Raw genomic sequence first — 18,369 nt, 5'->3', positions numbered from 1 at the left:
ACTTCTGTAACAGATAAGAGTATAACACTTGAATGGCAGTAGCTTTTATAGAGGCTTAACAGTTGGTGTAGTACAATATTTAGTGCTACACCTTTTACTATAAGAGGTGATGTATATATGGATATACTTACAATGGATGAAGCACATAACATATTGAGGGTTGATGGTGATGAACTAGATATAGAGATAAAGGCATTGATAGATGCTATACCACCATACCTAGAAGCAACAACAGGCAGGACATGGGTAGATGATGATACAATACATCCAATGGCAAAGACAGCAGCACAATTTATATTGATATTGTGGTTTGATCCAATGGATAGGGATATAGATAAGTTAAGAAATGCAATAGATTCATTATTGACTGCATTAGAGGCAATAGGAAGAAGTATGGGAAATGGCTAGGGAATTTAGTAGAGCATTTTATCATAGTAAGGAATGGGTTAAGTGTAGAAAGGGTTATATGGAGAGTAAATATTACTTGTGTGAGAGATGTGGAGGGCCTGCAACAATAGTTCATCATAAAAAGTTCATAAATCCAGGAAATATAAATAATCCAGAAATAACATTAAACTGGGATAACTTAGAAGCCCTATGTATAGATTGTCATGACCAGATACACAATAGAAACCATCAAATAACCACAAAAGAAACAAAATTTGATGAAAATGGAGATCTTATAAAGTCCCCCCATAAGCCAAAAAAGTAACGTTGTGGCTAAGACCACATGGGGGAGCTTTCTTAACCCCTCCCGTAGTATTTATATGAAGGGTGGGAAACTTTACAAAGAGTTATTGAATACCATATAAAAGAAAGGTGAAGTTTTATGGAAAAAACAAAAGTTATAGATATATCTACAGATATGAAAAAACTTAGAACAATATTGAGAAAATTACCAAAAGAAAAGAAAGCAGTTGCAGAACCATTATTTAAAGAACTTGAGTTTATGGAAAGAACACTAGGAACATTAAAAAATGAAGTTGACGAGGTAGGACCTACAGCAATGTTTAAACAAGGCAAACAGGAGTTCTTGAGGGAAAGCCCAGCATTGAAAGGTTATAATACCACTATTCAAAGATACGCTCTTGTATATAAGCAAGTAGTGAGTTTATTACCTAAAGATGATGGCAAGACAGACGATGAATTACTAGATTTTATAAAGAAGTGATTATATGAATTATATAGAAGAATATTATAAAGGAATTAAATCAGGTAAGTATGTTGTATCTAAGAGAGTAGAAAAGCAGTATAAAAAGCTTATACATGATATCAAGCATCCAGATAAATATATCTTTGATAAAGATAAAGCCAACAGACCTATAGAATTTATAGAAAGATTTTGTAAACACAGCAAAGGCGAATGGGCAGGAAAGCCAGTTCTATTAGAATTATTTCAAAAAGCTTTCATATCAGCTCTATTCGGGTTTGTTGATAAGGATACAGGACTAAGGCGTTACCGTGAAGCTATGTTTTATGTGGCCAGAAAAAACGGTAAGACTGTAATGTTATCAGCCATAGCATTATATATGCTTATTGCAGATGGTGAAGCAGGAGCAGAGGTATATTCTTGTGCAAGTAAGAAGGATCAAGCCAAGATATGTTTTGATGAAACTCTTAATATGGTGAAGCAAAGTCCCTATTTATCCAAACACTTAAAAAAACGTAAAACAGATTTATATTTTCCTGCTACAATGTCCAAGTTTCAGGCATTGGGAAAAAATTCAGATACACTAGATGGATTAAATAGCCACTGTGTTATTATAGATGAATTACACTCAATTAAAGATAGAAATTTATATGAGGTTATGAAGCAATCACAGAGTGCAAGACGTGAGCCCTTATTAATTATGATAACTACAGCAGGAACATTAAGAGAGAATATATTTGATGATATATACGAGTATGCTTGCAATGTAGTTGATGGTAATTTTCCAGATGATACATTTTTACCTATACTTTATGAACTTGACAAGAAAGAAGAATGGACAAATCCAGAATGTTGGATAAAATCAAATCCGGGATTAGGAAGTATTAAAAAAGTTAATGATTTGGAGATTAAGGTTGATAGAGCAAAGAATAATCCAAAAGATGTATCTGGAATACTTACTAAAGATTTTAATATAAGATGTACCGTATCTACTGCATGGCTTACTTTTGATGCTATAAATAATGAAGAAATATTTGATATAAGTAAATTTCATAATTGTTATGCTATAGGTGGGGCAGATTTATCAATTACTACAGATTTAACAGCAGCAACATTATTGATGATGGATGCAGAAACTCAAAAAAGATATGTAACTCAGATGTATTGGCTTCCTAAAGAAAGCTTTAATGAAAGAGTACAGCATGACAAAATACCATATGATAAATGGCTTCAACGTGGTTTGTTGAGACTATGTGAAGGAAATAGTATTGATTATAGAGATGTTACAGCATGGTTCCTTGAAATGCTAAACGATAAAGAAATAACTCCATTGTGGATATATTACGATTCTTATTCAGCTAAATACTGGGTTGAAGAAATGAAAAACAATGGTTTTAAGATGGAAAGATGTATCCAGGGTGCAAAGACTTTATCATTGCCAATGCAGATGATGGGTGCTGATTTACAGGCTAAGAAAATAAATTATAATAATAATCCAATGCTAAAATGGTGTCTGACTAATACAGGGGTTCAGACAGATAGAAATGGTAATATAGTTCCTATAAAAAATCAAGCTGCTAAAATGAGAATAGATGGTATGGCCTCAATGTTAGATGCTTATACAGGACTATTTGAGCATTATGAGGAATTCTTGAGAGCGATAGAATAATAAATATTGGAGGAATAAAAATGGATATTAAAAATTTAGATAAAAAGAATGATTTAAGAAGTTTAGATGAAAAATTGGAGCTGGCGTTAAATAAATTTTCAGAAGATGCACATGATATAACGGATGAAATTATATCTGAAAAAAGACCTGTAAATGGATATGAATTGGATAATATATGTAGAAATATGTTTTATATGTTAACTGATTTTAGAAAAGATATAATTGATTACTTAAATAAACATCGTTAAAAGGTGCATGCTATGGTTTTAACTGAAAATGAAGCCTTTTTACTTGCATCAGGATACACTTTTGATGTATCGAATGTAAGGATTAAGACCATTTGCCATAAGATATTTGATATAAGTGATGGAAAAGTTAAAGATATATACATGATAGCTGACTATGAAGAAGCATTGAAGCTATATAGACACTATAAGAAAGGTTATATACGTAAAGTTGGGAAATTCAGAGTACCAGAATTTGTAGAGAAAACTTTGATGGTTCAGCTTGATAAAGAAAGGTGTGGTTAAAATAGCCATGCCTTTCTTATTCGTATATTAGGACAACCCACAGTTGGAGAGTCCTCAATTTTGAAGGGTTCGACATAAATGTAGAACCTATCTACTAATAGTCGGCTGATTCCCCAAAAGCGGGGAATGTAAAACCAACCTACTATTAGTCAGTTGGTGGAGAACTCCACTTATTATGGTGTAGGTTAATTATAAGTTACACCCTTTTAAAGGGGAATTGCATAAAATCAAGGGTTAAGCATCAACATATGTATTATGAGGGCAGGGGTCTGCATTTTACCGACTCCTTTGTCATCTCGGTTAAGCATCAACATATGTATTATGACGACGGCGAAAAATTTGGCTGTCCTCTTTTTTATTTTATTTGTATAAATTTTAAATTCTATGGTATAATATCAGTAAAAGAGTAGCTATAATAAAAACAGGATGCTGTCAACATCCTGTAGTATACAATTCAGTTGCTAAGGCAACTAGTAAAGCTTAAACTTATAAGAAAGTGGCCATACCAATTGCGTCGGTGGGCTACTTTTTTATATTATCTATAAGCACGATAATTAAATTTATCAAAGCTATCAAAAACGATAGAGCAGCAAAAACTACTATAAACATTTCGTACATATGTATCACCTCCCTTCTTAAAGGGATGGCAATACCAGTTGCCCACACGCAACTTTATTGAATTGTATATTTTAGATTATATCACATACTTTGATTACTGAAAACTTAAAAAAGGGAATTTCCACTTATGTAGGGGGGTAGCAAAATGTTACGTACTTGACAAAATACCACCCACCATTTATATTTGATATAAAGCTATTTTAAGAGCATTTTATATTTAAATATATAATTATATTTCTAGATATAGAAAAGTTAATTATACGGGCAATACGGAAGATGTAAATACATAATTTTAATATAGATATAATTCAATCATAAATACTTTAGGTGTGTCGCATTTTACTACCCACCTAAAACATTGATTTTACTTATGTTGTATACATAAAAAATTGTCCCCATTTTGTCCCCAAAGTTTTGGTTGGACTTAAAATATATTAATTTTAAATAATACATAATAAAGTGTAAAGTATTGATATTAAGCCATTTTAATAAATAATAAAAAATATTAATTTATTAAAAGCGAACCAGCGTGCCGGGGGTTCGAATCCTCTCTAGCGCACCAAAATATTGATATAAGCAGGTTTCCAAAGTTGGAAATTTGCTTATATTTTTAATTTAATATCTTTTTACACATTATTATGATTTACAAATAGATTGTTCTAAATCATAAAATCATACTGTTGAACTTTTATGATTTTAAAATTGATTAACCTTGACGTTAATGTTATAGTAGACTAAAATATATTTTATTACTAAACAATGCATATATTCTAAAAGAAGGTATTAAGTTTGAAACTAAAAGTAGTGGGTGGCCAATAAAAAAGTGCATAACAAACAAGCCATTCACAAGTAATGCATGGAATAAATTGCCATTATAAAATCAGGCTTACGCAGTCACAACAGGATCATCAATTATTGTGTAACCTCTTTTCCTGAACAGTTCCAGAGCTTGTGACCTTGTCAGAATCTTGGATTCCTTGACAGGGCGATGCTCCAAAAACCCTTCCGGAGTATATGGCTCCAGTTTGCTTAAGATGTTCCAGATAGCGGTCAGAAGCATCTTGCAAACAGCAATGATAGCCTTTTTGTGTCCCCTGTGGGTTTTGATTCTGTGATACCTCTCTTTGAATTCAGGATGCTTTTTGGATTTTATTAATGCGCTGGCAAGCTGAACAAGAAGAGGCTTCAAATAACAACCAGCACGAGAAATACGTGTGGATTTCACTTTACCAGCACTTTGGTCGTTACGTGGGCAACAACCAGCCCAGGAAACCAGATGTTTGGATGACGGGAACACCGACATATCGGGACCAATCTCAGAGAGAATGGCACCATCGACAGCTGACTGTATTTCTTCAAGCGGAGTTTTACAACGTCCATCGACAAAAGGAGCAACGTCAAAGCGTTCACCCGGATGGTCGAGCATGTAGTTGGTGATAGATCTGGAAGATTTACCAAATACATCGCTGAAAACATCATCAAGCTTTAGATTTGAGACAGTAAGACAGTTCTGGGCACGGTTCTTTTCACCGGACAGCATATTTGTCAGCTTAAAGCGATAACGTATCAGGTCACGCAGCTGACGAACTTCAGGGGAAGGAATAAAGCTTGGTTTGATCATATCGCACATAAAAAGATCACAGATCCATCTGGCATCCTTGACATCGGTTTTATTTCCTTTTTGAGGCTTTGTATATTTCGGATGTGCAAGGGTAACAAAACAGGTTTTCTCAAGGATGTTGAATACAGGAATCCAATACTTGCCGGAGGATTCCATACAGACATCCAAACAGGAGTATTTAGCAAGCCATTCCGCTAATTCTTTTAGACCTTTAGAAAAGGAAGAAAAACGAGCCTGTTTGTACTCAGTACGTCCATTGGTATCGGTAATTCCGATGCAGGCATAGATCCAGGTTTTGTGGACATCAAGTCCACAGCAGTTTTTACGAAAGATTTTAAACATAGAGTTCCTCCTACAAAAAGAATGGTAGGGCTGGCAGGGACTGGTCATCCGGCGAAATCGAGTCAACTTCGGAAGAGATAAGTTTACGGGCTACTGTTTTGCGCCATTCATTGATGCCTTAACGGATGACCGACCTATATAACTATACGGGGTTGCCGCTATACAGCCTCGCCACTCACCTCCTCAGGTTCTGTAGTGTGCCAGCGACCTACAAGAGAAGAATAACACAAAAAAGAGCGAAAGGAAGATGGAAGTTGAAGGGTTTCATAACCCCATCGGTGCCTTTCGCAGAAAGGTGGATTATAACTATGAAGAAAGATTATTACAAAATCGATGAAGTAGCTAAAAGGACAGGACTTACCAAAAGATGCATCAGATATTATGAAGATATAGGACTGGTAGTCCCAAAGAGAACTGCCTGTAGTTACAGATTGTATACAGACGAAGATTTGGAAAATATTAAAATAATAAAAAATTTGAAAGATAACCTTGGGTTTTCTTTAAAAGAAGTAAAAAATTTTCTGATTTTAAGGACATGTATAATGAACATGTTTAAAAATAATAATACTTCAAATATAGAAGAATATATAGAACAGATAAAATCCCAGATAGATTTTATAAATAAAAAGCAGGAAACTCTGAATAGGGTAAAAGATTGGAGCTTCCAAGTTTTTGAAAAGTTGGAGGAACTAAAATTAAAATAAATCAATTAAATGGAGATGACTTTAGTGAAAAAGAAAAATTACAAATGGATTGCACTATCCTGTACTACCATAGGAGTCCTTTTCTCGGTACTTAGTGCAAGTACGCTTATGATTGCACTTCCTGTAATAATGAAGGATTTAAATGCAGGCATAGGTATAATAACGTGGACAATAATGGGATATATGTTGTCACTTACAATATTTGTCCCTTCAATAGGTAGAATAGCTGATATGTTTGGAAGAAAGAAACTGTATGTTTCAGGCTTTGCCGTATTTACTGTTGCATCGCTTTTTTGTGCAATGTCTGAAAGTGGAATACAGCTTCTTGTATTTAGAATGATACAATCTATAGGTGCATCTTTGATGATAGCAAATAGTACTGTCATAATAACAGATGTCTTCCCTAAATCACAGCTTGGAAAAGCTCTCGGTATAAATGCTATGGTTGTAAGTGTAGCTGCAGTCATAGGTCCTATTTTAGGTGGCATCCTTATAAATTTCAGTTGGAGAAGTATATTTTATATAAATATTCCTATAGGTTTGTTTGGAACCATATGGGCTGCAATATCACTTGTTGAACTCCACAAATCTGGTAGTAATGAAAAATTTGATTTCAAAGGTACTTTTTCATTTACTTTTGGAATGCTGGCATTACTTGTAGCACTTACTATAGGTGGATTTGGCCAGTGGTTTAGCAGAACTGTAATAATACTATTTACGATTGCAGCAATACTTATAGGAACATTTGCATATATCGAAAATCATACAAGATTTCCTATGCTGGATATGACTCTTCTAAAAACAAGAATTCTCTCATTTGCTTATATTAGCACGCTTTTAAATGGCATTGCAAGAGGAGCTGTTACTTTTCTCTTAATATTTTATTTTGAAGGTGATAGAGGGATTGATCCGATTACAGCAGGTATACTTTTATGTCCATTTGCTGCTGCGATGATGGCGGTATCTCCTATAAGTGGTGTATTGTGTGACAGATATGGTGCAAGAATCTTGAGCTCAATAGGACTTCTTATATCCGCGGTGGGTTTGCTTGGATTTATGGAAATAAAGACAAGCTCATCTATATTTTACCTAGTTGTATGTATGATATTCACAGGAATAGGTTCTGGAATGTTTTTTTCTCCAAATACGAGTTCAATAATGGCAAATGTACCGGAGGATAAGAGAGGAATTGCTGCAGGTGTAAGGGTAATGTTTATGAATGCTGGTATGGTGTTAAGTATTGCCATATCGATGGCTATAATATCTTCGAGCATATCGCCTTCAGTCATGCAGGCATTATTTGTACATTCTCATGTATCTTCAAATGGTATAGCTTCTATTCAGTTTATGAGTGGACTTAGAACAGCTTTTACAATTTCATTTATATTTAGTCTCATTGCAGCTTTCATATCATATCTTAGGGGACCTGCACCAAAATGGGAAGAACAAGGTCAGACATAGTGACATTGCAATATAAATTTATTAAAAATATTCCGGTGTTCCGGAAATTTAAGTCTTCTCTAGTGAACCGTTGAAAACACTAAGTTTCAGCGGCTATTATTTTGCTCAATTTTAGAGATTTCAGTTATTTCCCTCCTAAAGTTTTCAGTGGAAGTTATTCATGTTAAATTCAAAATTTATTTTTTCTTTATTTTTAATATATTTTAATTATACTTTTATATTTTACAATTTTAAATGGATATAGTAAATAGATTATATTAAAGGGGATGATAACATTGATACAAAAAGTACTGGAATTAAGGAATGTTTCTAAAAAAAGAGGGAGAGTTCAGGTATTGAAAGATATTTCATTTTCTATAAGTAGAGGTGAAATCTGCGGTCTTGTAGGGAAAAATGGTGCTGGAAAGACTACATTGATCAAAATTATAACCAGTATGTTGTTCCCGGATGAAGGTGAAATTATAATAGACGGAAAAAACATTGAAACCGAAAGAAAAGAAGTACTGCAGAAGGTGGGAGCCATAGTGGAAACACCGGAGTTTTACGGCTATATGACAGGAAGACAGAATCTAAATTATATAGCCAGCATGATGGAAAATGTGACAAAAGATAAGATAGAAGACGTTATAAAATATTCTAAATTAGGTGCAAAAATTAATAAAAAAGTAAAAACCTATTCTCTGGGAATGAGACAAAGGCTGGGTCTTGTACAGGCTCTTATGGGCAATATATCTCTTTTGATATTGGATGAGCCTACGAATGGTTTGGATCCAATTGGGGTTGTGGAACTTAAAAATACTATAAAGGTTTTGGCTGAAGAGAAGGGAGTAAGTGTTTTTATATCTTCACATATTTTGAGTGAAATAGAGAGTATATGTACAAAGGTTGTTTTTATAGATGAAGGTAAAATTGCAGGTGTTGAAAAAATAGGCAGAAATTCCAAAGCCAGTAGTGTAAAAAACATGTTTATAAAAACAAATTTACCTGAAAAAACATGGGAAATTATAAAAAATATATCTGATGTAAGGTTGTTGGAAGTAAAAGATGAGGGGGTTTCAATTTTAATAAATACCGAGTTGCATGATACATTTGATATATTAAAAAAATTACATGACAGCGGAATAGTTGTAGAAGGATGCTTTGAAATAAAGCAAAACCTGGAAGATAAATTTATAAAGATGATGGGGGAAAATGATGATGAATAAATATATATGGGAGGAACTTAAAAGAATAATAATTAAAAAGAAATCTTCAATTGTTATTATTCTTATGATTACAGTTATCTTCGGATTGGCAAGTACTTTAAAAACAAATACTCTGGACGTGCAAATTCAAAAAGATAAAGAGCTTCTTAACATTCAGAAAATGGGAAGGGATAAAGCAGCTTCACAATTTAAAAAGGCGGATTTTTCAAGAGATATAATTGGAACTGAAAAAGAGATAAAGGACAAAGAAGAACAGTTGAACGAAATAAACAATTATGATAGATCAAAATTAGGTGAACAAATTCAAAAACTGGAAAAAGAAAATAATCCTGAAAATGAGTATAAGATACTCCAATTGAAATATGAAAAAAAATATAATATAGAAAAAAGTGAGCTTATACCAAAGGGGATGTATTCGGCTATGGAAATTCTGGCGTATTTTATACCGATGTTTTTTTTGCTTATCCTCATTGTATTTTTATCCGATATAGTGTCGGGAGATTATTCCGCAAATACAATTAAAAATTTAGTTACAAAGCCTATTTCAAGGAAGAAAATCATTATGTCCAAATTTGCCGCCTCCATGATTTTAAGTGCAGGTACTTTGATTTTGAGTACCATAATATTTATAGTAGAAGCTGGCATTCATCTTGGTCTTTCAGATCATAGACTGCCTTTTGACGTAGGTGCAAAATATGTTATGGATAAATCCATAACATTGACTCCCATAACCTCACAGATGAAGTATGTAGATGGGAGCAGATCAATTATTCCTCTCTGGAGTGCAATTATTGAATTGGTGCTGATTGCAATAATTATATCAATGGCTATTATATCAATAGTTTTATTCATATCAGTTTTCTGCAGAAATTCGCTTGTTTCCTCCCTTGTAAGTTTTATATTGATTGGAGGAACAGTTGTCTGGTATCTTTTTGGTTTTGCAGGCAGATACGTTGTATCAGCCAAATATGGAGCTTTTGTAAAATTTCTGCCTGTTCCATATATAGCTGATGCAGTGGGAACTTTAAGCGGTGACATTTCCGTGCAGCTTACCAGCACTGTAAATGTGTTTTTTGTATTGATGATCTGTTTGGCATGGACTTTAGCTATGCTGTTTTTAAGCGGTTACGTTTTTGGTAAAAGGGATTTTGATTGAGAGTCCAAAGTGCTATAATTTTAAGTTAGGTGATTGTTGTGAAGGAAAATATATTGATAATAGATGATGACAATGACATAAGGAATATGATTGTAAATTATTTTCAAAAGGAAGGTTATCCGGTATATAATGCTTCTGACGGAGAGGAAGGACTGCAAATTTTAAAGTCCAAGTCAGTTTCTCTGATAATTCTGGACATTATGATGCCCAAGATGGATGGGTATACCATGCTGTCTAAACTCAGAGAATTCTCAAGCCTGCCTGTTATACTTCTCACTGCAAAAGACCAGCAAATGGACAAGATAAGGGGATTCATAGCTGGATGTGACGACTATATAGTAAAACCCTTTGATTTTACAGAACTTTCACTAAGGGTATTAGCTATACTCAGAAGATCTAAGTCCGATAATATACTGCAAAAACACATGATGAAAATTAAGGATATAGAAATAAATACCCTGGAACATACAGTAAAAAAAGATAATGTGGAAATTGTGCTTACTCCAAAGGAATATGAGATTTTGTACACACTGGCATCAAATAAAGGAAGGGTATATTCCACCAGAATGCTCTATGAGATAATCTGGAAAGATACCTTTCTGGAAAATGACAACACTGTAACCATGCATATCAAGAATCTGAGAGAAAAGTTAGGTGACAGTGTGAAGCAGGGCAAATATATAAAAACCATATGGGGAGTGGGTTATAAGATTGAAAAAAATATTTAAACTAAGGAGTGAGCTTGCTTTTTCTGCAGTTATTTCAGTAATTATAGCCCTTGTACTTGCAGTTTTTTTGAGAGAATTTGTTTTAGGTTCTTTTTTGAACAGCTATAATGATACTCCTGAATATGTGTATGAGAATATGATTGCTCCAACGGAGAATGAATTGAAAAATATGAATATGAAAGACATTGGGAAATTACAGGAATACATGGATGGAGAGTTTAGTATGACCTATTTTATTTTTATAGTGAGAAAAGATGGAAATGTAATAGCTTCCAACAATAGGCAAATTAAAAGTGTAGATGAGCGTCAGATTGTGAATGGTAAGAACACTTTCAAATTTTTAAATACTGATAGGGATAATTTGGTCAAAATAACCAGATGTGATTATCTAAAAGACGGGTATTATCTGTATTATATATATATCGGTTATGGTAAATTGGATAATAGCAATATTGTAGGTGTAATGGCAATTTCAATTTTCATAATTGTGTTTTTCCTGCTCATATGGAGACGTATATCTTATATATCAAAAATAAAATCAACAGTTAGAAGTATTGCTGAGGGTAATTTATCTGATAGAGTTCCACTTAAATATAAAAATGAACTTAGGGAATTGTCTGAAAACATAAATTATATGGCTTCAAAAATAGAAAAAGAAGAGAAAAACAGGAATGAATTTTTCACAAATATATCTCATGATCTGAGAACGCCTTTAACCACTATACTGGGATATATAGATATGATTAAAAATGGTAAATATAATTCAGAGAATGAGTTCAATAATTATATAGACATAATGCACAAAAAAGGATTGTATTTAAAGAACATGCTGGATGATTTCTTTGAATATTCAAAGTTGTCTTCCAATGATATAATACTGGAAAAACAATATCTACAGTTAAATGAACTTGCAAGGCAGGTATATGAAGAAGAGGATGAAGAATTTATACGGATGGGTTTGAAGCTTTCTCTCAAATTACCTAGGGAATCCATTGGTATAAAGGCAGATCCAAATTTGTTTTTAAGAGCGGTAAATAATCTTTTAAGCAATGCCCTAAAATATTCTAAAAATGATACGACTGTTGAATTCAATGTAGATAAGGAAAAATACAATGACAATTTTTATGCAGTGATTTCAGTTTCAAATATTCCTGAAACACCAGTTGACCATGAAGATGTGGAGAATTTCTTTGAAAGACTATATAAAAGGGATTTGTCCAGAAAAAAAGAAGGCAGCGGCTTGGGCTTGTCAATTGTAAGAGAAATAATCAAACACCACGGTGGGGTTGTAAAGGCATATAAAGAAAATCGTAGATTGATTTTCAAATTATATATACCTTGTTCCAATCTTTTCTCCCATTAATACCCTTGTTTCATAACCGTCTTTGCTCTGCACTAATATATCCCTATCAATTATGATTTTGTTTTTTTCAAAAAATAAAATTACAGTCGACCCACCAAACTTGAAATATCCCTTTTCATCACCTTTGCAGATATTTTTGCCCGGACTATACGTCTGTACTATAGAACCTACACAGGTTGCACCTATTTCAACATAAAGTACGTCTCCAAAATTACTGGAGTGGAAAATACTCCAGTGTCTTTTATTTTGGCAGAATAGATTTGGGATTTTTTTTAGTGCTATAGGATTTACTGAGTAATAATTCCCTTCAATTTTTTTTACAGGATCACACATACCACTATCTATAAAGTGAAATCTATGGTAGTCTGTAGGTGCAAGTCTTAATACAATTAAATTTCCAGAGTTAAACCTTTCAGCACTATGCTTATCTCCGATCAAGTCATACAGTTTATAGGTGAATCCTTTTATCTGCAATATTTTATTCAAATTTATATTTGAATAGGCTAGAAGTCTGCCATCACCAGGAGAAATCAAATTACTACTATTTTGATCAATAGGTCTTGCCGATTTTTTCAATTTTCGTGTAAAGAAATCATTGAAATCTTTGAAGTCATCTTTATTTTTAATAGATTCATTCATATTTATATGAAAATCATTAATAAACTTATTTATTTTTTTTCTGCTGAAAATACTGCTGCAAAAATATCCATATAACTTGGAAAAAATTTTTTTCTTGATTATAATATCTAAAAGTTTCATTCCAATAGGGGAGGAATAAGTCCATTTTAGGTATGTATCGCCAGCAATTTTTTCTGCCTCGTATTTTCTTGATTTTCTATTATAATATTTTATCATTATGGTTAACCTCTTGTATTATTGTAATTTTCATATAGATTTTAATAGTTGTTTATATTAAAATTGTTAGTGGAAAAGATAAATAAGTCATTTTAGTATAATATAATAAAATCTGGAGTGATATCTATGAGTAATACTAAAAGTTTGATTTTTAAATCAGCTATAAAGATATTTTCTAAAAATGGTTATAACGGGGCTACTATGGATGCAATAGCTGCCGATGCTGGAGTTGCCAAGGGAACTTTATACTATCATTTTAAGAGTAAGGAAGAAATATTTAAGTATATAATACAGGAAGGTATGAATATTGTAAAGAAGGAAATAGAGGACATAACAAATAATGAGCCAGCTTTGGGGACAGGAAACAAGACAGCAGGAACTTAGAGAAGCTATAAATAGTTATATCTTATATATACAAAAGTATTTGGATGATGGTATAAATGAAGGATCTATAAAAGATGGAGATACATATTCCATGGCATATTCATTATTTGGTACAGTGTGCTCTCTTGCTGTATATGAACTTGGGAATGGTGTCAAAGAACAGTTAAACAGTGATAGAAAAAATTATAATGATATGGCTGATAATATTATAAATTATGCACTAAATGGTATAATAAAACATACATTATAGTGATGAAAGAATGCTGATAAAGTGTTTTACCAGCATTTATCCTAGAGTTTTCCAGATTTTATTATCGATATTATTATTATTAAGCTTAGAGTTAGAGAAATTGTTATCCCTATAAACCCCAATAGTGGTATAGTATAAATTTTAGGATTTATATTGGAATTTAAAATTAAAGATGAACTTATTAGCATAGAACAAGATATAAGTGAAATGGAAAGCCTATTTGTCATTTTATTTAACTGTTTTATAGAATTATCCATTTTACTGAATTTGAGCTGAAGTTTGGCTCTTCCATTTAAAATACCGTCGATTAATTCTACTATTTTTGTAGGTATTTTTACTGAATTCTTAGTAAAGTTATAATAGCTTATTAATGCATCATCTAAATTAAGGCTATCTAAAAAATAAGATTTGCTGCTATTTTTAACAAAAGGTACTGCAACGTCCAGAATTTGAATTTCTGGAGCTAATTCACTTACTATTCCCTCTACTATAATGAAACTTTTTACTAAAAGTATTAAATCCTTTGGCAATCTTATATTATTATTTTTGGCACATTCAAAAATGTGTGTTATTAAAGCAGAAATTTTTATATTTTCAAGTGAAGTAGACAGATAATTGTCAAGTAGTGTTTTTATATCCTCATATAATCTATTTCTATCTACAATACCTTTTTTTATACCTACGGACATAACTGCTGATACAAGTGTGTCAATATCCTTGTATACTATTGAGATGATTATTTTATTCAAACATGTTTTTAGGTAATTAGATAAATTGCCCATTATTCCAAAATCTAAAAAGCATATTTTATTTTCCTGTATCAATAAGTTGCCAGGGTGTGGGTCGGCATGGAAAAATCCATCTGTAAAAACTTGTTTAAAAAAAGAAGTAGCAAGTTTTTTCCCAAGATCATTTAAATCATAACCATCTCTATTCAGTAGTTCTATATTGTTTATTTTAAATCCATTAATTTTTTCCATGGTTATTACTTTATTTTTACATAAGTTTTCTACTAAATAAGGTACATGACAAAATGCAACATTGCTGTTTAATCGTTTGAATTTTATCATATTTTTTGCTTCCAGATTGAAATCAAGTTCCTGGCTTGTAGAAAATTTTAATTCATCAAGTGCTTCTTCTGGATCAATTATTGAATCTTCAAATCTGTTTTTAGTAAATTTTATTATCTTGTAGAGTATAGAAATATCAGTTTCCATTTTTTCTTTAATATTGGGCCTCTGAATTTTCACTATTACATGTCTGCCATCCTTTAAAATTGCGTTGTGAACTTGTGCAATAGATGCAGAAGCAAAAGGATGTTCATCAAATTTAAAAAAACATTCTTCTATATTTTTATTGAAGTCGCTGAAAAAAACATTGTTTATATCCTCAAATTTTTCAGGTGGCACATCATCTTGGAGTTTTGAGAGTTCGTTGATAAATTCTGAAGGTAGCATGTCAGGTCTTGAGCTAAGAATTTGGCCTATTTTTATAAAGGTTGGGCCAAGTTCTTCAAAGGCCATTCTTAAATTTTCAGGAGATTTTTTTCCCCTGGTGCTTACAAATTTGAATCCGTATTTTCCTAATACCTTCATAATTTCTTTAAAGCGTTTGGATGATTTTTCTTGCATTTTTTAAGATAATAACTAAAGTCCAACTGGACTTTAGTTATTATTTATTTTTTCCTCTATTTTTTTTAATCTCTCATCTATAGATGCTATGTCTTCCTTTGAAGCAAAATTTAAGTTGTTTAATATAGAAAGAAGTTCCTCTTTATTTAAAGGTTTTATCTGTTCTTTCTTTGCAGAAACATTTTTCTTCAATTCCTCAGATAGTTGCTTTCCCTCTTCTACAGTTATTTTCCCCTTTTTAACCATTTCCTCAATTAATTTTACTGCTTTTTCATAGGTATATGCTGCAGAACCAATACCAGCTAGGAACAGACTTTTTAATTCATTTAACATGGGTTAAATCCTCCTTTATTGTATTTAAAATAATAAAAATTTACAAAAAAATTGACAATGTTAATAATATATAATAGAATATTAGAGTAATAGCATCCATGCACTCGTAGCTCAGTAGGATAGAGCAGCGGTTTCCTAAACCGCGTGCCGGAGGTTCGACTCCTCTCGGGTGCACCACATAAAATTAACTACTGTACTCCTGTAAATTGACTTTGCAGGATTTTTTATGCAAAATTAATGTTCTCATAACCTAAGTTTAAATTAAAATGGTAGAAGTTTCAATATAATATATAGAAAGTTAACATTATAATAATATATGGAGATAAAATGGATTTTATGCAAGAAGCAATAAGGGAAGCTAATTGTGCATTTAAGTTGGGAGAAGTTCCTGTAGGTGCTGTTATAGTCAGAGATAATAAAATAATATCAAGAGCTCATAATCTTAAAGAGACATTAAAGGATGTTACCTGTCACGCTGAAATACTTGCCATAAAAGCTGCTTCTAAAAGAATAGGAAATTGGAGATTAAGTGGTTGCACCATGTACGTAACTTTAGAACCATGCCCAATGTGTGCAGGAGCTATAGTTCAATGCAGAATTAATAAACTTTATATAGGAACATTCAATCCGACTTGTGGATCTTGTGGATCTATTTTAAATTTGGTTCAAAATGATAGTATAAATAGTTTTGTAGATGTCAAATGGGTTTATAGTGAATGTTGCAGTGAGATTCTCGAAAAATTTTTTAAATCAAAGAGGATAAAATAATTAGTTTGATTTATCTACTTTTCTTCTGTATAATAAATAAGTAGTATTTTTGCAGAAATGTTAATTATGCAATAAATTAAATATGGAAGCGTATCGAAGTGGTCATAACGGGCCTGACTCGAAATCAGGTAGACGGCAACGTCTCGTGGGTTCGAATCCCACCGCTTCCGCCAGATGTAAAACAGTTCTGATTAATAAAAGATAAATTGATGTATTTGGAGGTATAGCTCAGCTGGTTAGAGTGTACGGTTCACATCCGTAAGGTCGAGGGTTCGAGCCCCCCTGTCTCCACCAAAAACAAACGTTAATATTGATACAATGTTGATGTGCAGAAAAGTTGAGTATTACTTGGCTTTTTCTCATTCTATATAAAATTTAGACCGTCTCGAAAGGCGGCTTTTTTGTTTTTTGAACCCATATTGTGATAAGATGCACAACCCCCTGTGGTAATACCTTACCTTTTGTGTAAAAGTTTAAGAAGCATCAAAAAAGCAGAAACTATTCTGGCTTATTCTGTAATTTTGAATAATATTGAATTTTATAACATGACATATTATTGTCAAGTTATAAAATCTATAATAATGCTGAGGTGATGATATGCAAATTAATAGGCTGTTTGAAATTGTATATATCCTGCTTGGGAAAAAAATAACTACTGCCAAAGAACTGGCTGAACGCTTTGAGGTATCCGTAAGAACAATTTATCGAGATATTGATACGCTGTCTTCAGCGGGAATACCCATTTATGCAAGTCAGGGAAAAGGTGGAGGCATATCGTTGCTCGATGATTATGTCCTTAATAAATCTGTCCTTTCGGAAATTGAGCAGGATGAGATACTATTTGCATTGCAGAGTTTAACCATAACACAGAATCCGGAAACAGACAGGGTGCTCTCAAAATTAAGCAGTCTGTTTAATAAAAGCAAAACCAATTGGATTGAGGTAGATCGATCGCCCTGGGGTAGTGATAAAAATAAAACATGTGAATTTACGATCCTCAAAAATGCCATCCTTAATCACCAGATCATTGAATTTAACTATTTTAATGCATCCGGGGAAAAAAGTCACAGGAAGGTTGAACCTGTAAAACTCCTTTTTAAGGTTCATGCATGGTATCTGCAAGGCTTCTGCCTATCCAAAAATGAATATAGAACTTTCAAAATCTCACGTATGTCCGATGTCCAGATAACGCAAGAGATTTTTGCAGATCGATTACTGGAAGAGTTGCCAGAAGATCAAAAGGAACAGAGAACCCAAAAGTGGATCGATGTACAATTGCAGATTTCTCCCCATGGAGCCTACCGGGTATTTGATGAATTTAATGAAAAGGAGATCACTAAAAATCAAGACGGATCTTTTACGATTGTGACCGCTTTGCCGGAAAGTAAGTGGCTGTTTAACTATATCCTTTCTTTTGGAGCTGATGTTGAAGTTCTGGCTCCACAGAATATACGCGAAATGATTCAGAATAAACTGGACGAAGTCATTTGGAAATATAAAAATAAAAAATGATAACTTGACCCGATGTCGTCATGTTATGGCCGGTATACTTGAAATATAGTGGTGGATAGCCCTATAAATCATGAAAACAGGAGAATGAT

The 18,369-nt window shown here is 32.7% G+C and carries 18 protein-coding genes, 3 tRNA genes and 1 pseudogene; 18 read left to right on the top strand and 4 right to left on the bottom strand.

The annotated features are described in order from the left end of the window. Positions 1 to 117: 117 nt before the first annotated feature. From LKE46_RS14575 to LKE46_RS14550, 6 genes are all read left to right on the top strand, one after another. On the top strand, positions 118 to 408 hold the full coding sequence (locus LKE46_RS14575; RefSeq protein WP_291723850.1) for a head-tail connector protein: 291 nt from the start codon (positions 118 to 120) through the stop codon (positions 406 to 408). Beyond that, positions 401 to 712 (top strand): HNH endonuclease, encoded by a 312-nt coding sequence (locus tag LKE46_RS14570; protein ID WP_291723846.1) that lies wholly within the window; start codon positions 401 to 403, stop codon positions 710 to 712. Before LKE46_RS14575 ends, LKE46_RS14570 begins: the two co-directional genes overlap by 8 nt. A 117-nt stretch (positions 713 to 829) precedes the next feature. After that, a complete protein-coding gene (locus tag LKE46_RS14565; RefSeq protein WP_291723843.1) occupies positions 830 to 1,171 on the top strand; it encodes a hypothetical protein in 342 nt (113 codons plus the stop codon). A 4-nt stretch (positions 1,172 to 1,175) separates the two neighbouring features. After that, positions 1,176 to 2,819: a terminase large subunit gene (locus tag LKE46_RS14560; protein WP_291723841.1), complete on the top strand. Its 1,644-nt coding sequence runs from the start codon at positions 1,176 to 1,178 to the stop codon at positions 2,817 to 2,819. Positions 2,820 to 2,839: 20 nt separating this feature from the next. Next, on the top strand, positions 2,840 to 3,067 hold the full coding sequence (locus LKE46_RS14555; RefSeq protein WP_291723839.1) for a hypothetical protein: 228 nt from the start codon (positions 2,840 to 2,842) through the stop codon (positions 3,065 to 3,067). Positions 3,068 to 3,079: 12 nt separating this feature from the next. Next, a complete protein-coding gene (locus LKE46_RS14550) occupies positions 3,080 to 3,349 on the top strand; it encodes a hypothetical protein (protein WP_291723837.1) in 270 nt (89 codons plus the stop codon). Positions 3,350 to 4,853: 1,504 nt separating this feature from the next. On the opposite strand, the gene LKE46_RS14545 is transcribed toward LKE46_RS14550, so the two are convergent. After that, the gene (locus tag LKE46_RS14545) at positions 4,854 to 5,930 is read right to left on the bottom strand and encodes a transposase (protein WP_291723835.1); all 1,077 of its coding nucleotides are present in this window, start codon (positions 5,928 to 5,930) and stop codon (positions 4,854 to 4,856) included. A gap of 308 nt (positions 5,931 to 6,238) precedes the next feature. On the opposite strand from LKE46_RS14545, the gene LKE46_RS14540 reads away from it, so the two are divergent. From LKE46_RS14540 to LKE46_RS14515, 6 genes are all read left to right on the top strand, one after another. Then, positions 6,239 to 6,634 (top strand): MerR family transcriptional regulator, encoded by a 396-nt coding sequence (locus LKE46_RS14540; RefSeq protein WP_291723833.1) that lies wholly within the window; start codon positions 6,239 to 6,241, stop codon positions 6,632 to 6,634. Positions 6,635 to 6,658: 24 nt separating this feature from the next. Further along, the gene (locus tag LKE46_RS14535) at positions 6,659 to 8,095 is read left to right on the top strand and encodes an MFS transporter (protein WP_291723831.1); all 1,437 of its coding nucleotides are present in this window, start codon (positions 6,659 to 6,661) and stop codon (positions 8,093 to 8,095) included. 266 nt (positions 8,096 to 8,361) lie between these two features. Beyond that, positions 8,362 to 9,300: an ABC transporter ATP-binding protein gene (locus tag LKE46_RS14530; RefSeq protein WP_291723829.1), complete on the top strand. Its 939-nt coding sequence runs from the start codon at positions 8,362 to 8,364 to the stop codon at positions 9,298 to 9,300. Then, positions 9,293 to 10,456, top strand: coding sequence for an ABC transporter permease subunit (locus tag LKE46_RS14525; RefSeq protein WP_291723827.1), 1,164 nt, complete (start codon positions 9,293 to 9,295; stop codon positions 10,454 to 10,456). The genes LKE46_RS14530 and LKE46_RS14525 overlap by 8 nt, the downstream gene beginning before the upstream one ends. Positions 10,457 to 10,494: 38 nt before the next feature. Continuing rightward, on the top strand, positions 10,495 to 11,184 hold the full coding sequence (locus LKE46_RS14520; RefSeq protein WP_291723825.1) for a response regulator transcription factor: 690 nt from the start codon (positions 10,495 to 10,497) through the stop codon (positions 11,182 to 11,184). Beyond that, entirely contained in the window at positions 11,168 to 12,547 is a 1,380-nt protein-coding gene (locus tag LKE46_RS14515) for a HAMP domain-containing sensor histidine kinase (protein WP_291723823.1), read from the top strand. Before LKE46_RS14520 ends, LKE46_RS14515 begins: the two co-directional genes overlap by 17 nt. On the opposite strand, the gene LKE46_RS14510 is transcribed toward LKE46_RS14515, so the two are convergent. After that, on the bottom strand, positions 12,512 to 13,402 hold the full coding sequence (locus tag LKE46_RS14510; RefSeq protein WP_291723821.1) for a phosphatidylserine decarboxylase: 891 nt from the start codon (positions 13,400 to 13,402) through the stop codon (positions 12,512 to 12,514). The two genes, LKE46_RS14515 and LKE46_RS14510, sit on opposite strands and share 36 nt — an antisense overlap. A gap of 126 nt (positions 13,403 to 13,528) precedes the next feature. Between LKE46_RS14510 and LKE46_RS14505 the strand changes: the two are divergent. Then, positions 13,529 to 14,036: pseudogene (locus tag LKE46_RS14505) on the top strand (TetR/AcrR family transcriptional regulator). Positions 14,037 to 14,077: 41 nt separating this feature from the next. Here the strand turns inward: LKE46_RS14505 and LKE46_RS14500 are convergent. Both LKE46_RS14500 and LKE46_RS14495 read right to left on the bottom strand, forming a co-directional pair. After that, positions 14,078 to 15,667 (bottom strand): ABC1 kinase family protein, encoded by a 1,590-nt coding sequence (locus LKE46_RS14500; RefSeq protein ID WP_291723819.1) that lies wholly within the window; start codon positions 15,665 to 15,667, stop codon positions 14,078 to 14,080. Positions 15,668 to 15,700: 33 nt separating this feature from the next. Continuing rightward, positions 15,701 to 16,000 (bottom strand): phasin family protein, encoded by a 300-nt coding sequence (locus tag LKE46_RS14495; RefSeq protein ID WP_291723817.1) that lies wholly within the window; start codon positions 15,998 to 16,000, stop codon positions 15,701 to 15,703. A 100-nt stretch (positions 16,001 to 16,100) separates the two neighbouring features. On the opposite strand from LKE46_RS14495, the gene LKE46_RS14490 reads away from it, so the two are divergent. The 5 genes from LKE46_RS14490 (at position 16,101) to LKE46_RS14470 (ending at position 18,280) form a co-directional block, all read left to right on the top strand. Beyond that, positions 16,101 to 16,177, top strand: a tRNA-Arg gene (locus LKE46_RS14490). A gap of 150 nt (positions 16,178 to 16,327) precedes the next feature. After that, on the top strand, positions 16,328 to 16,768 hold the full coding sequence (locus LKE46_RS14485; RefSeq protein ID WP_291723814.1) for a nucleoside deaminase: 441 nt from the start codon (positions 16,328 to 16,330) through the stop codon (positions 16,766 to 16,768). An 84-nt stretch (positions 16,769 to 16,852) separates the two neighbouring features. Then, a tRNA-Ser gene (locus tag LKE46_RS14480) sits at positions 16,853 to 16,941 on the top strand. Positions 16,942 to 16,985: 44 nt separating this feature from the next. After that, a tRNA-Val gene (locus LKE46_RS14475) sits at positions 16,986 to 17,062 on the top strand. A gap of 303 nt (positions 17,063 to 17,365) precedes the next feature. Further along, entirely contained in the window at positions 17,366 to 18,280 is a 915-nt protein-coding gene (locus tag LKE46_RS14470) for a helix-turn-helix transcriptional regulator (RefSeq protein WP_291723811.1), read from the top strand. The last annotated feature ends 89 nt before the right edge of the window (positions 18,281 to 18,369 follow it).

This window comes from Clostridium sp. (assembly GCF_022482905.1).
Taxonomy (GTDB): domain Bacteria; phylum Bacillota; class Clostridia; order Clostridiales; family Clostridiaceae; genus Clostridium_B.
This window is presented reverse-complemented; position numbering and strand designations above follow the sequence as displayed.

Bases quoted from the DNA above. Each gene is read 5' to 3' on its own strand.
- LKE46_RS14575 (WP_291723850.1), top strand. From the start codon at position 118: ATGGATATACTTACAATGGATGAAGCACATAACATATTGAGGGTTGAT.
- LKE46_RS14570 (WP_291723846.1), top strand. From the start codon at position 401: ATGGCTAGGGAATTTAGTAGAGCATTTTATCATAGTAAGGAATGGGTT.
- LKE46_RS14565 (WP_291723843.1), top strand. From the start codon at position 830: ATGGAAAAAACAAAAGTTATAGATATATCTACAGATATGAAAAAACTT.
- LKE46_RS14560 (WP_291723841.1), top strand. From the start codon at position 1,176: ATGAATTATATAGAAGAATATTATAAAGGAATTAAATCAGGTAAGTAT.
- LKE46_RS14555 (WP_291723839.1), top strand. From the start codon at position 2,840: ATGGATATTAAAAATTTAGATAAAAAGAATGATTTAAGAAGTTTAGAT.
- LKE46_RS14550 (WP_291723837.1), top strand. From the start codon at position 3,080: ATGGTTTTAACTGAAAATGAAGCCTTTTTACTTGCATCAGGATACACT.
- LKE46_RS14545 (WP_291723835.1), bottom strand. From the start codon at position 5,930: ATGTTTAAAATCTTTCGTAAAAACTGCTGTGGACTTGATGTCCACAAA.
- LKE46_RS14540 (WP_291723833.1), top strand. From the start codon at position 6,239: ATGAAGAAAGATTATTACAAAATCGATGAAGTAGCTAAAAGGACAGGA.
- LKE46_RS14530 (WP_291723829.1), top strand. From the start codon at position 8,362: ATGATAACATTGATACAAAAAGTACTGGAATTAAGGAATGTTTCTAAA.
- LKE46_RS14525 (WP_291723827.1), top strand. From the start codon at position 9,293: ATGAATAAATATATATGGGAGGAACTTAAAAGAATAATAATTAAAAAG.
- LKE46_RS14510 (WP_291723821.1), bottom strand. From the start codon at position 13,402: ATGATAAAATATTATAATAGAAAATCAAGAAAATACGAGGCAGAAAAA.
- LKE46_RS14500 (WP_291723819.1), bottom strand. From the start codon at position 15,667: ATGCAAGAAAAATCATCCAAACGCTTTAAAGAAATTATGAAGGTATTA.
- LKE46_RS14495 (WP_291723817.1), bottom strand. From the start codon at position 16,000: ATGTTAAATGAATTAAAAAGTCTGTTCCTAGCTGGTATTGGTTCTGCA.
- LKE46_RS14485 (WP_291723814.1), top strand. From the start codon at position 16,328: ATGGATTTTATGCAAGAAGCAATAAGGGAAGCTAATTGTGCATTTAAG.
- LKE46_RS14470 (WP_291723811.1), top strand. From the start codon at position 17,366: ATGCAAATTAATAGGCTGTTTGAAATTGTATATATCCTGCTTGGGAAA.